The sequence below is a fragment of the Pseudomonas sp. PD9R genome (assembly GCF_019200975.1).
Taxonomy (GTDB): Bacteria; Pseudomonadota; Gammaproteobacteria; order Pseudomonadales; family Pseudomonadaceae; genus Aquipseudomonas.
Map to the genome: position 1 here is coordinate 535,809 of NZ_JAHTMR010000002.1, position 11,660 is coordinate 547,468.

Here is an 11,660-nt window from a genome sequence, read left to right on the forward strand (position 1 = left end):
GCGACAGCCAAGAGAGGAACGCCATGAGTCGTGAAGCCCTGCAGGAATCGCTGTCCGCAGTGATGGATAACGAAGCGGACGAGTTGGAATTGCGTCGGGTATTGAATGCCTGTGACGATGTTGAAACCCGTGAAACGTGGGCTCGTTATCAGATCGCTCGGGCAGTGATGCACAAGGATCTGCTGCTTCCACGTCTGGACATCGCAGCGGCTGTTTCTGCCGCACTGGCTGATGAGGCCGTACCGGCAAAAGCCACTCGTGGTCCATGGCGCAGCCTGGGTCGTCTGGCAGTTGCCGCTTCGGTAACTCTCGCGGTTTTGGCCGGTGTTCGTCTGTACAACCAGGACGAGATTGCAGGTGTCGAGCTGGCTCAGCAATCCGGTCAACAAAACCTGATCGCGCCTCAAGTTAAGGGCCCGGCCGTATTGGCAGGCTACAATGAGAGTTCGGAAGCCACTGGCCCTATGGCCAACGGCGTATTGCAAGGTCAGCCAGGCTGGCACGATCAACGTCTGCCGAGCTACCTGCGCCAACATGCTCAACAGGCTGCACTGAAAGGTACTGAGAGCGCTCTGCCTTATGCTCGTGCAGCAAGCCTGGAAAACCGTTAAGGAGGATCATGCGCGCCATACCTTTACTTACGCTTTTGCTTGGTGGCTGGATTGTTGTTCCAGCCCACGCCGATGAAGCCCAGGACTGGTTGACCCGTCTTGGTCAAGCCGAGCAGCAGCAAAGCTTCCAAGGTACTTTCGTCTACGAGCGTAACGGTAGTTTTTCTACCCACAACATCTGGCATCGTGTCCAGGATGGCAAGGTCCGCGAGCGGTTACTCCAGCTCGATGGCTCCGCTCAGGAGGTCGTGCGCGTTGATGGGCATACTCAATGCGTTAGCGGCACCTTGATCGCAGGGCTTGGGGATTCCCCCAACTCAGCAGCTCGTGCACTCGATCCACAAAAGCTCAAGAATTGGTATGACCTTGCTGTCGTTGGCAAGTCTCGCGTGGCCGGGCGACCGGCCGTGATTGTGACGCTGACACCTCGCGATCAACACCGCTACGGTTTTGAACTGCATCTGGATAAAGAAACCGGCCTGCCTCTCAAGTCATTGTTGCTCAATGACAAAGGGCAGTTGCTGGAGCGGTTCCAGTTCACGCAGTTAAATACCGCTGAAGTTCCTTCTGATGGCAGTTTGCAGGCGGGCGCAGATTGCAAAGCGGTCAACCTCGACAGTGACAAGGCTTCTGCAATCAAGACCGCTCAAGTCTGGCACTCAGACTGGCTTCCGCCCGGTTTCGAACTCACCAGCAGTACGGCGCGCAAGGATCCGGAAACCAAAACTCAGGTCAATAGCCTGATGTATGACGATGGTCTGGCGCGTTTTTCGGTATTCCTGGAGCCTTTGAATGGCGCAACAGTCACTGATGCCCGTGCTCAGTTGGGGCCAACCGTTGCTGTTTCCCGTCGCATGAACACGCCCCAAGGCGAAATGATGGTGACGGTGGTGGGCGAAATCCCCGTAGGCACCGCTGAACGGATTGCGCTTTCCATGCGCACTGATGCCACTGCTGCCACGCAGTGAGCTGAGATCGAAATGTTTCGTGAGCATTTCAATTTGCAAATTCCCCTGAGATTTTTTATAGGTCAGAGCCCCTCGGCTCTGGCCTTGTTTGTTGTTCCCGGAACAAAAATACCGGCGTATCTTTCTCGGTGTTCCTTGATCCATATCGCTTAACCATGCTCGTCGTAACGGGAGCCGTATGTCGATACCACGCTTGAAGTCTTACCTCTCCATCTTTGCCACCGTCCTGGTGCTCGGTCAGTCGGTCGCTGCTCAAGCAGTCGAATTGCCTGACTTCACGCAGCTGGTCGAACAGGCCTCGCCTGCGGTGGTAAACATCAGTACCACGCAAAAACTGCCAGACCGCAAAGTGTCGGCCCAGCAGATGCCGGACCTGGAAGGCTTGCCGCCAATGCTGCGCGAGTTCTTCGAACGTGGTATGCCGCCACCTCGTTCACCCCGCGGTGATCGACAGCGTGAGGCCCAATCCCTGGGTTCGGGTTTCATCATCTCGCCTGACGGCTACATCTTGACCAACAACCACGTAATCGCCGATGCCGACGAAATTCTCGTGCGCCTCGCCGATCGCAGCGAAATGAAGGCCAAGCTGGTCGGCACTGACACACGTTCTGACGTGGCATTGCTGAAAATCGAAGGCAAGGACCTGCCAGTCTTGAAACTGGGTAAATCCCAGGATCTGAAGGCCGGCCAGTGGGTCGTTGCAATCGGTTCGCCATTTGGCTTTGACCACACCGTGACTCAAGGCATTGTCAGTGCCGTCGGCCGTAGCCTGCCGAACGAGAACTATGTGCCGTTCATCCAGACCGACGTGCCGATCAACCCGGGCAACTCCGGTGGTCCGTTGTTCAACCTGAATGGCGAAGTGGTCGGGATCAACTCGCAGATCTACACCCGTTCTGGCGGCTTTATGGGCGTATCGTTCGCGATCCCTATCGACGTGGCCATGGACGTTTCCAACCAGCTGAAAAGCGGTGGCAAAGTCAGTCGTGGCTGGCTGGGTGTCGTGATCCAGGAAGTGAACAAGGATCTGGCCGAGTCGTTTGGTCTGGAGAAGCCGGCCGGTGCGCTGGTTGCGCAGATCCAGGATGACGGCCCGGCTGCCAAGGGTGGCCTGCAAGTTGGCGACGTGATCCTGAGCATGAACGGTCAGCCGATCGTTATGTCCGCCGATCTGCCGCACCTTGTAGGCGCGCTGAAAGCGGGCGCTAAAGCCAATCTGGAAGTGATTCGCGAAGGTAAGCGCCAGAACATTGAGTTGACTGTCGGTGCTATTCCGGAAGAAGGCAAAGAGTTGGACGCCTTGCCTAAGTCCAGTGTCGAGCGCAGCAGCAATCGGCTGGGTGTTTCCGTAGTCGAACTGACCGATGAGCAGAGGAAAACCTACGACCTCAAAGGCGGAGTGGTGATCAAGGAAGTGCAGGATGGCCCTGCTTCAATGATCGGCTTGCAGCCAGGTGATGTCATTACTCACTTGAACAATCAGGCCGTTGAGTCCACCAAGCAGTTCACGGAGATCGCCAAGTCGCTGCCGAAGAATCGCTCGGTGTCGATGCGCGTTCTGCGTCAAGGTCGCGCCAGCTTCATAACCTTCAAACTGGCTGAATAATCCGGTTGTTGGCTGAATAAAAAAACCGCCTCGAAAGAGGCGGTTTTTTTGTGCCTGAAATTTGTTGATAAAGCCGTCAGCCCATCATGTCCTTGATCATGCGCTCTTGCTCCATCAGCTCTCGCTGACGGGCATCGATTCGCGACGACAGCGGGAAATTGCTGCCGGCTTTGCGCTTGGCGAAGTCCAGTTGCTGGATGGCCTGGCGATAGTCGCCCACCAGTGCGAAGTACTCGGCGCGCGCCTGATGCAGGCCGATGATGTTGCCTGACAGGCCGCGAGTCTCGGCAACCTGATACCAGACGTCCGGATCGTCCGGGCGCGACTTGAGCAGGCCTTCAAGGGCTTTTTCGGCGTCGGCAGCGCGGTTCTGTTTCAGCAGCAGGTCGACCCGGACCTGGTTCAGCGGATAGTTGCCCGGGTACTGGGTCAGCATTCGATCCACCCGGGATTGCGCATCCGGCAGGCGGTTATTGGTGGTGTCCAGGTCGATCTGAGCAAGGTTATAGATGATTTCGTTCGGCGACTTGGCCAGCAGCGGCTTGAGGTTTTCCCGCGCTTCGTTCAGTTGGCCACCCTTGATCTGGGCGATGGCCAAGCCATAGCGAGCGACATCGTTTTTTGGGTTTTCATCCAGCTCGGCGCGGAAGCGTTTGGCCCCCAGGCCTGGCGTTTCTTCATAAATCAGCTGGACTCGCGCACGAATCAGCTGATAACGCAGAGTGTCTTCGATGCCGCCCTGCGGGGCCTGTTCGGCACGGTTACGGGTGTCGGCGATCCGCGATTCGGTGACCGGGTGAGTCAGCAGGAATTCAGGTGGTTTAGCGTCATAGCGATACTGACGCCCCAGGCGCTCGAACATCGTAGGCATTGAGCGTGGGTCGTAACCTGCCTTTTCCAGGTTGAGGATGCCGATGCGGTCCGCTTCCTGTTCGTTCTGGCGTGAGAATCGCCGCTGTTCCTGAATCGCTGCCGCCTGTGTACCGGCAATGGCTGCGATACCCGCATCGCCGGCACCGGCCGCTGCGATCACGATACCGGCCAGCAAAGCAGCCATCATCGGCACTTGCATGCGTTGTTGGGCTTCGACACCACGGGCAAAGTGACGTTGCGACAAGTGAGCCAATTCGTGAGCCAGTACCGAGGCATATTCGCCTTCAGTCTGGGCATTGAGGAAAAGGCCACCGTTCACCCCGACAATTCCGCCCGGTGCGGCGAAGGCGTTGAGTTGCGGGCTGTTGATCAGGATGAACTCCAGGCGCCGGTCATTGACCTGGCTGGTTTCCACCAGTCGATAAACGCTGGATTCGACGTAGTCCTTGAGCTGTGGATCGTTGAGCTGCGACACCTGGCTACGCAGGAGCGCCAGCCATGCACGGCCCAATTGGTACTCCTGCTGCGGCGAGACAATGGCAGAGCTGGCGTCGCCGAGTGACGGCAGGTCGTCGGCGAAGCCTGGTGAGGCAAGCAGGCAAGCGAGCGTCAGCAGGGTAGGGCGCAAAAAAGTCATGCACAAAGCCTTAGTCGACAAAGACCTTACTGTAGCCGGACACCAGCCTTGCGACCAGATATTCTAGGCAGCTCAACGACCTGACCCGGAGTGATGCAATGACCGACGCTGTAGCCCATGACGTTGAACTGGACGCCAGTGGCTTGAATTGCCCGTTGCCGTTGCTCAAGGCGAAGATGGAACTCAATCGGATGACCAGTGGCGCGGTGCTCAAGGTGATCGCCACCGACGCCGGTTCACAGCGCGACTTTCGCACCTTTGCCCGATTGGCCGGTCATACGCTGCTTCGTGAAGAAGATGAAGCGGGCGTGTACCGCTACTGGTTGAAAAAAGCCTGAAACCTGCTGCGTTTGTTCCTAAGGATTATTGATGTTCAAAGTGTTACGCGACTGGATTCAGCGTTACTTCTCCGATGAAGAAGCCGTGGTGCTGGCGGTCCTGCTGTTCCTGGCGTTCACCGCCGTGCTCACGCTGGGCGGCATGCTTGCGCCGGTGCTGGCGGGGATGGTCCTGGCTTACCTGATGCAGGGGCTGGTAGTGACCCTCGAACGCCTGCGTGTACCGGGCGGGGCGGCAGTGGGGCTGGTCTTTGCATTGTTCATGGGGTTGTTGCTGGTGTTCATTGTGATTGTGGTGCCGTTGCTATGGCATCAGCTGATCACGCTGTTCAACGAGTTGCCCGGCATGCTTGCCAAGTGGCAGTCGCTGTTACTACTGCTGCCGGAACGCTATCCGCATCTGGTGTCTGACGAGCAGGTGCTGCAAGCGATCGAAGTGGCGCGGGGCGAGATTGGCAAGTTCGGCCAGTGGGCGCTGACGTTCTCGCTGTCGAGCCTGCCGCTGCTGGTGAACATCATGATCTACCTGGTCCTGGTGCCGATCCTGGTGTTTTTCTTCCTCAAGGATCGGGCAATGATCGGCCAGTGGGTGCGCGGTTATCTGCCCCGTGAGCGAGCGCTGATCACCCGTGTCGCCCATGAAATGAATCGGCAGATCGCCAACTACATTCGCGGCAAGGTCATTGAGATCTTCATTTGCGGTGGCGTGACCTACATCGCGTTTGTCGTTCTGGATCTCAATTACGCGGCGCTGCTGGCATTGCTGGTTGGTGTGTCAGTGGTGGTGCCCTACGTCGGGGCTGTCGTGGTGACCGTGCCGGTCATGCTGATTGCGTTGTTCCAGTGGGGCTGGAGCGATCAGTTCATTTATTTGATGGCGGTTTACGGGATCATCCAGACACTGGACGGCAACGTGCTGGTGCCGTTGCTGTTCTCGGGAGCGGTCAACCTGCACCCGGTGGCTATCATTTGTGCAGTACTGTTGTTTGGCGGGTTGTGGGGCTTCTGGGGCGTATTCTTTGCGATTCCCCTGGCGACGCTGTTCAAAGCCGTACTGGATGCTTGGCCGAGAAAAGAACCGATTGTGGCGCCGTTGCTTTAAATCGGTGGTGATGCAAAAAGATCGCAACCTGCGGCAGTTCCTGCATTGAAATACGATCCATGTAGGAGTTGCCGCAGGCTGCGATCTTTTTCGGTATCAAGCCTTGTTCAGCGCCTGAGCAGCTGTTAGAACCGCATCAACATGCCCCGGCACCTTCACGCCACGCCATTCCTGGCGCAACACACCATTTTTGTCGATCAGGAACGTGCTGCGATCAACGCCCATGTATTCCTTGCCATACAGTTTCTTCAACTTGATCACATCGAACAGCTGGCACAGCGCTTCTTCCTTGTCGCTGATCAGTTCGAAGGTGAATGCCTGTTTCGCCTTGAAGTTCTCGTGGGATTTCAGGCTGTCACGCGACACGCCGAAGACTTCGGTGTTCGCCGCTTTAAACGCTTCAAGCTGATCGCGAAAGCCTTGGCCCTGGGTGGTGCAACCCGGCGTGCTGTCCTTCGGGTAAAAGTAGATCACCACCTGCTTGCCTTTAAGGGCCGCGAGGCTGACGGTCTGCCCGCTGGTGGCGGGTGCTTCGAAGTCGGCAACCGGTTGGTCGATAGCAACGGCCATGAAAGCTTCCTTACATTGGGTTTTGTGGGCGCCATGGTTCGATCAGGGCATCCAGGTTCAACGCATCGGCGAAGTCCAGGAACTGATCGCGCAACCAGCTGATTTGCACACCGGCCGGCAACGTCACGGTGAACGTGGCGTTGAGCATGGTGCCGCCGGTTTGCGGGGCCTGATAGGTGTCGCAAGTCAGGTTTTCCAACTCGACGTTATGGTCCATGAAGAACTGACACAGTTCATTGATGATGTCGGAGCGGTAGGCCGAGCTGACGTAAGCGACGTAAGGCAGAGCCTGGGGACGGTTTTCCAGCGCTGCGCTGCGCACCACGTTGACAGTGAAGGCGTGCCTTTTTGCCAATACTGGCAGGCTGCCTTCCAGGCGCGCCAGGGCATCCCAGCTGCCGGAGATTTCGAGGACCAGCGCACTGCACTCGCCATGACGCGTCAGGCGAGAAGTAACCACGGCGCAGCGATTTTCATGGCTGGCGCGGCACAGGACGTTAGTCAGCTCCATGGGGTTGGCACCGAGGGCACTGATGACAAGGAATTGTTCGCGAACTGTGGGGGTGGACATGCAGCATTCCTAAAGCGATGAGCGGTCGGTACTTCTGTCGGCTTGTTCACCGGGCGAAGCCTGCGGATGCGAACTCAGAAAACCCGAGGCGCAGGTTGCAACGTGCTCCACAATGGCAGGAGCGAAAGGTGGCAACGCTGGATCGGGGCTTTTGATGCCGAAAAAGGAGGCTGAAACCCGACGTACGCGCTTATCAGTACCGATCAAAGTCTGAAGGGTAGCGAAAAGCAACGCCAAGGGGAATGGCGGCAGCGCAGTACTTCGCTTGTACAAGCATCTTGTCGCCAGTACCATTACCGCTCTCTTTTTCCGGCAGGAGCGGTTGCATGATTGCGGGCAGTATGGTGGCACTGGTCACACCCATGGATGCACAGGGTCGTCTCGACTGGGACAGTCTGAGCAAACTGGTGGACTTTCACCTGCAAAACGGCACCCACGCCATCGTGGCGGTCGGCACTACAGGTGAGTCGGCCACTCTTGATGTGAACGAACACATCGAAGTCATCCGCCGTGTAGTGAAGCAGGTCAATGGTCGCATTCCAGTTATCGCCGGTACCGGCGCCAACTCGACTCGCGAAGCCATCGAACTGACCACCAACGCGAAGACCGCCGGTGCCGATGCCTGCTTGCTGGTCACGCCGTACTACAACAAGCCGACCCAGGAAGGTTTGTATCAGCATTTCAAGACGATCGCCGAAGCCGTCGATATCCCGCAGATCCTTTACAACGTGCCAGGTCGCACGGCTTGCGACATGCAGGCCGAGACGGTAATCCGTCTGTCGACGGTCAAAAACATTATCGGTATCAAGGAAGCCACCGGCGACCTCAAGCGTGCCAAGGCCATCATCGACGGTGTCAGCAGCAACTTCCTGGTGATCTCCGGTGACGATGCCACCGCAGTCGAACTGATCCTGCTGGGCGGCAAGGGCAACATTTCGGTCACCGCCAACGTCGCCCCGCGCGAAATGGCCGACCTGTGCATCGCCGCCCTGAATGGCGAGGCCGACAAGGCGCGTGCCATTCACGAAAAGTTGATGCCACTCAATAAAACCCTGTTTATCGAATCCAACCCTATCCCCGTGAAATGGGCGCTGCATGAAATGGGTCTGATGCCGGACGGTATCCGTCTGCCGCTCACCTGGCTCAGCGCCGAATGTCACGAACCGCTGCGGCAGGCCATGCGCCTGTCCGGCGTCCTGGTTTAATTGAGGAAGTACTACGCATGAAGCGATTGGCCGGACTTTCCGCACTTGCCTTGATTATCTCCAGCACCAGTGGCTGTGGATGGATCTGGGGCCCGGAAGGTTATTTCCGTGACCGTGGTAGCGATTACCTGCAAGCGCAACAGACTGCACCGATGCAACTTCCAACGAATATCACCGATGCCAAGCGTCTGGATCCGCTGTTGCCGATCCCGCGTAACGTAGCCGATGACACGTTCAAGGGCGAGTACGTCGTTCCTCGGCCGCTGCCATTGACGGCCGCCGCCGATGCCAGTGCCTACACGCTGCAGAAAAGTGGTGATGCGCACTGGATCCTGGCGCAAAACCCGCCTGCGGAAGCCTGGCCTGTGGCCGTGCAGTTCTTCCAGGACAACGGTTTCCGCCTGGACGAGCAGCGCCCGCAAACCGGCGAATTCACCACGACCTGGCAGCATTCCGATGAGCTGTCTGCAGCCATGGCCAAGCGTCTGAGCGCGGCTGGCGTCGCCTCTGACAGCGAAATCCGTGCCCGTGTGCGTATCGAGCCGGGTGTGCAGCGCAATACCAGTGAAGTTTATGTGGTAACCGCCGAGCGCCCTGCCGGCAGCACGGCCGATGTCGCGTTCACCAACCGTTCGGTCAACACTGGCCTGGACGCGGCCCTGGTCGATGACATGCTTGCGAGCATGAGCCGCATCTCGGAGAAGGGCGGTTCGGTCTCCATGCTGGCCTCGCGTGATTTCGATACGCCAAGCCGTGTCGCCTTGAGCGTTGACGGCAGTGGCAACCCTGTCCTGAACGTCGGTTCCGACCTGGATCGTGCGTGGTCGAGCGTCGGTCGTGCGCTGGAGCAGGGTGAATGGCGCGTTGAAGACATCAACCGCAGTCTGGGCCTGTACTACATCAACCTGGCGGAAAAAGCCGAGAAGAAGGACGACAAGCCAGGTTTCTTCAGCAGTCTGTTTGGCAGCAAGCCGGCCAAGGACGAACTTGAAGCTCGCGCCGAGCGCTATCAGGTTCGCCTGAGCAAGGTGGGTGATAGCGTTCAGGTCACCGTCGAGAAGAACATCAATACCGTGGCGCCTGCTGATGTGGCGCGCAAAGTGTTGAGCGTGATTCAGGACAACCTGGGCTGATCACATGCGTTTTGCCGTTCTCGGCAGCGGTAGCCAAGGGAACGGCACGCTGATAGCCAGCGCTGACACGTATGTGCTGGTGGATTGTGGTTTCTCCCTGCGGGAAACCGAAAAACGCCTGCTGCGCCTGGGTGTGAACCCTGCGCAGCTGAGCGCGATACTCGTGACCCACGAACATGCCGACCATGTGCATGGCGTGGGTTTGCTGTCTCGGCGCTACAATCTGCCTGTCTACCTCAGTCGCGGAACCTTGCGCGGGATGCGCAAACCGATTGAACCCGCAGGCTTTTTGGCCGGCGGCGAGCAATTGCAGATCGGCGACTTGAGCATCGGTGTCATCGCCGTGGCCCATGATGCGCAGGAGCCGACGCAATACGTCTTCAGCGATGGTGAACGACGCTTCGGCCTGTTGACTGACCTGGGCTCGTATTGCAACAAGGTGTTGGACGGCTATCGGGATCTCGACGCATTGATGATCGAGGCCAACCATTGCCGTGACATGCTGGCTCGCGGTCACTACCCGTACTTTCTGAAGCAGCGGGTGGGCGGTGAACTGGGACATTTGAACAACCATCAGGCGGCATTCCTGGTGGCCGAGTTGGGCTGGCAAGGCCTGCAACATCTGGTCCTGGCCCATCTGAGCAGCAAGAACAACCTGCCGCAGCTGGCCCGGCAATGTTTTGTCGATACCCTCGGGTGCGACCCGGACTGGCTGCAACTGGCCGATCAAGATTCAGGGCTCGACTGGCGATACATCGCCTAGCCCATCTACTTAGCAAGCGGAGCCCATCATGGAAAAACGTGAAGAACTCTACCGCGGCAAAGCCAAATCGGTTTACAAGACCGACGACGCTAACCGTTTGATCCTGCTGTTTCGCAACGACACTTCGGCGTTCGACGGCAAGCGCATCGAACAGCTCGACCGCAAGGGCATGGTGAACAACAAGTTCAACGCCTTCATCATGCAGAAACTCGAAGCAGCCGGCGTGCCGACCCAATTCGACAAACTGCTGGGCGACAACGAAGTCCTGGTGAAAAAACTCGACATGATCCCGGTCGAGTGCGTCGTGCGTAACTACGCAGCTGGCAGCCTGGTCAAGCGCCTGGGTGTCGAAGAAGGCATGAAGCTCAACCCTTACACCTTCGAACTGTTCCTCAAGGACGACGCCAAGGGCGACCCGTTCATCAACGAATCCCACGTTGTGGCATTCGGTTGGGGCACTGCCGAGCAACTGGTTCGCATGAAAGAACTGTCGCTCAAGGTCAACGAAGTGCTGAGCAAACTGTTCGACGATGCCGGCCTGCTGCTGGTCGACTTCAAACTTGAATTCGGCGTATTCCACGACGGCACTATCGTCCTGGGCGACGAATTCAGCCCGGATGGCTGCCGCCTGTGGGACAAGGCGACTGGCAAGAAAATGGACAAGGACCGCTTCCGTCAGGGCCTCGGTGATGTCATCGAAGCCTACGAAGAAGTCGCCAATCGTCTGGGCGTACCGCTGTAATCGACGCAAGCATCTGATAGCACAGAAATATTTCGCTTTGGGGGTTCGCTTCCGGCAAAAGTGTTGTTATGATGCGCGCCGTTGGAGAGATGCCAGAGTGGCCGAATGGGACGGATTCGAAATCCGTTGTACCTTCACCGGTACCTAGGGTTCGAATCCCTATCTCTCCGCCATTATTGAATAAGACTAAGCCCCCGTAATCATTGATTACGGGGGCTTTTTCGTTTCTGTCTTATTGGTCAGGGCTGCCCTAATACCTGAATCCTACGTTGATCATCACCGCAGCCGCTCCCAGCACCACTAGTTCAGCACCTACCGGGCCATAAAAGGCACCGACCGAAGGAATGATGACCGGAGCCACACCGAAATGATTCAGTGGGATTTCGTCGTCGTATTGTCCTTTGTATCCTTCGATCAGACCGCCGCTGAGTTTCAGGTAAACCGAATACTGCTCATCGACCCAGCGTCGGCCGTAATACGAGTAGTAAGAACGCTGATCGAAAGAGTTCAGGAAATCCCAGGGCTAACAGTAGAAGTTTTA

12 protein-coding genes, 1 tRNA gene and 1 pseudogene are annotated in these 11,660 nt (G+C 57.5%); 10 read left to right on the forward strand and 4 right to left on the reverse strand.

Annotation, left to right across the window (positions count from 1 at the left end; translation table 11 throughout):
- Positions 1-23 precede the first annotated feature (23 nt).
- The 3 genes from KUF73_RS06930 to KUF73_RS06940 all read left to right on the forward strand — a co-directional run bounded on the left by KUF73_RS06930 (position 24) and on the right by KUF73_RS06940 (position 3,185).
- Entirely contained in the window at positions 24-611 is a 588-nt protein-coding gene (locus tag KUF73_RS06930) for a sigma-E factor negative regulatory protein (RefSeq protein WP_218437303.1), read from the forward strand.
- An 8-nt stretch (positions 612-619) separates the two neighbouring features.
- On the forward strand, positions 620-1,579 hold the full coding sequence (locus tag KUF73_RS06935) for a MucB/RseB C-terminal domain-containing protein (RefSeq protein WP_218437304.1): 960 nt from the start codon (positions 620-622) through the stop codon (positions 1,577-1,579).
- 178 nt (positions 1,580-1,757) lie between these two features.
- Positions 1,758-3,185, forward strand: a complete 1,428-nt coding sequence (locus KUF73_RS06940) for a DegQ family serine endoprotease (protein ID WP_218437305.1) — start codon at positions 1,758-1,760, stop codon at positions 3,183-3,185.
- A 76-nt stretch (positions 3,186-3,261) separates the two neighbouring features.
- Here KUF73_RS06940 and KUF73_RS06945 read toward each other — a convergent pair whose 3' ends face one another.
- On the reverse strand, positions 3,262-4,695 hold the full coding sequence (locus KUF73_RS06945) for a M48 family metalloprotease (RefSeq protein ID WP_218437306.1): 1,434 nt from the start codon (positions 4,693-4,695) through the stop codon (positions 3,262-3,264).
- A 98-nt stretch (positions 4,696-4,793) separates the two neighbouring features.
- On the opposite strand from KUF73_RS06945, the gene KUF73_RS06950 reads away from it, so the two are divergent.
- Positions 4,794-5,033, forward strand: a complete 240-nt coding sequence (locus tag KUF73_RS06950; RefSeq protein ID WP_096512996.1) for a sulfurtransferase TusA family protein — start codon at positions 4,794-4,796, stop codon at positions 5,031-5,033.
- A 31-nt stretch (positions 5,034-5,064) separates the two neighbouring features.
- The gene (locus tag KUF73_RS06955) at positions 5,065-6,135 is read left to right on the forward strand and encodes an AI-2E family transporter (RefSeq protein ID WP_218437307.1); all 1,071 of its coding nucleotides are present in this window, start codon (positions 5,065-5,067) and stop codon (positions 6,133-6,135) included.
- A gap of 96 nt (positions 6,136-6,231) precedes the next feature.
- Here the strand turns inward: KUF73_RS06955 and KUF73_RS06960 are convergent, their stop codons facing one another.
- Together KUF73_RS06960 and KUF73_RS06965 are read right to left on the reverse strand one after the other, a co-directional pair.
- Entirely contained in the window at positions 6,232-6,705 is a 474-nt protein-coding gene (locus KUF73_RS06960) for a peroxiredoxin (protein ID WP_218437308.1), read from the reverse strand.
- A 10-nt stretch (positions 6,706-6,715) separates the two neighbouring features.
- Positions 6,716-7,276 carry a glycine cleavage system protein R gene (locus KUF73_RS06965; protein ID WP_007979776.1) on the reverse strand — a complete coding sequence of 187 codons (561 nt, stop codon included), beginning with the start codon at positions 7,274-7,276 and terminating at the stop codon, positions 6,716-6,718.
- 326 nt (positions 7,277-7,602) lie between these two features.
- On the opposite strand from KUF73_RS06965, the gene dapA reads away from it, so the two are divergent.
- The 5 genes from dapA to KUF73_RS06990 all read left to right on the forward strand — a co-directional run bounded on the left by dapA (position 7,603) and on the right by KUF73_RS06990 (position 11,292).
- A complete protein-coding gene (gene dapA / locus KUF73_RS06970) occupies positions 7,603-8,481 on the forward strand; it encodes a 4-hydroxy-tetrahydrodipicolinate synthase (protein ID WP_218437309.1) in 879 nt (292 codons plus the stop codon).
- A gap of 17 nt (positions 8,482-8,498) precedes the next feature.
- Positions 8,499-9,614, forward strand: coding sequence for an outer membrane protein assembly factor BamC (gene bamC / locus KUF73_RS06975; protein WP_218437310.1), 1,116 nt, complete (start codon positions 8,499-8,501; stop codon positions 9,612-9,614).
- A gap of 4 nt (positions 9,615-9,618) precedes the next feature.
- A complete protein-coding gene (locus KUF73_RS06980) occupies positions 9,619-10,377 on the forward strand; it encodes an MBL fold metallo-hydrolase (protein ID WP_218437311.1) in 759 nt (252 codons plus the stop codon).
- A gap of 28 nt (positions 10,378-10,405) precedes the next feature.
- Positions 10,406-11,119 (forward strand): phosphoribosylaminoimidazolesuccinocarboxamide synthase, encoded by a 714-nt coding sequence (gene purC / locus KUF73_RS06985; RefSeq protein ID WP_218437312.1) that lies wholly within the window; start codon positions 10,406-10,408, stop codon positions 11,117-11,119.
- 83 nt (positions 11,120-11,202) lie between these two features.
- A tRNA-Ser gene (locus tag KUF73_RS06990) sits at positions 11,203-11,292 on the forward strand.
- 77 nt (positions 11,293-11,369) lie between these two features.
- Here the strand turns inward: KUF73_RS06990 and KUF73_RS31310 are convergent.
- Positions 11,370-11,633 (reverse strand): annotated as a pseudogene (locus KUF73_RS31310) (sn-glycerol-3-phosphate transporter); the annotation flags it as partial.
- Positions 11,634-11,660 lie beyond the last annotated feature (27 nt).

What these genes read in the sequence shown, in the direction of transcription:
- KUF73_RS06930 (WP_218437303.1), top strand. Translation starts at nt 24, where the DNA reads ATGAGTCGTGAAGCCCTGCAGGAATCGCTGTCCGCAGTGATGGATAAC.
- KUF73_RS06935 (WP_218437304.1), top strand. Translation starts at nt 620, where the DNA reads ATGCGCGCCATACCTTTACTTACGCTTTTGCTTGGTGGCTGGATTGTT.
- KUF73_RS06940 (WP_218437305.1), top strand. Translation starts at nt 1,758, where the DNA reads ATGTCGATACCACGCTTGAAGTCTTACCTCTCCATCTTTGCCACCGTC.
- KUF73_RS06945 (WP_218437306.1), bottom strand. Translation starts at nt 4,695, where the DNA reads ATGACTTTTTTGCGCCCTACCCTGCTGACGCTCGCTTGCCTGCTTGCC.
- KUF73_RS06950 (WP_096512996.1), top strand. Translation starts at nt 4,794, where the DNA reads ATGACCGACGCTGTAGCCCATGACGTTGAACTGGACGCCAGTGGCTTG.
- KUF73_RS06955 (WP_218437307.1), top strand. Translation starts at nt 5,065, where the DNA reads ATGTTCAAAGTGTTACGCGACTGGATTCAGCGTTACTTCTCCGATGAA.
- KUF73_RS06960 (WP_218437308.1), bottom strand. Translation starts at nt 6,705, where the DNA reads ATGGCCGTTGCTATCGACCAACCGGTTGCCGACTTCGAAGCACCCGCC.
- KUF73_RS06965 (WP_007979776.1), bottom strand. Translation starts at nt 7,276, where the DNA reads ATGTCCACCCCCACAGTTCGCGAACAATTCCTTGTCATCAGTGCCCTC.
- dapA (WP_218437309.1), top strand. Translation starts at nt 7,603, where the DNA reads ATGATTGCGGGCAGTATGGTGGCACTGGTCACACCCATGGATGCACAG.
- bamC (WP_218437310.1), top strand. Translation starts at nt 8,499, where the DNA reads ATGAAGCGATTGGCCGGACTTTCCGCACTTGCCTTGATTATCTCCAGC.
- KUF73_RS06980 (WP_218437311.1), top strand. Translation starts at nt 9,619, where the DNA reads ATGCGTTTTGCCGTTCTCGGCAGCGGTAGCCAAGGGAACGGCACGCTG.
- purC (WP_218437312.1), top strand. Translation starts at nt 10,406, where the DNA reads ATGGAAAAACGTGAAGAACTCTACCGCGGCAAAGCCAAATCGGTTTAC.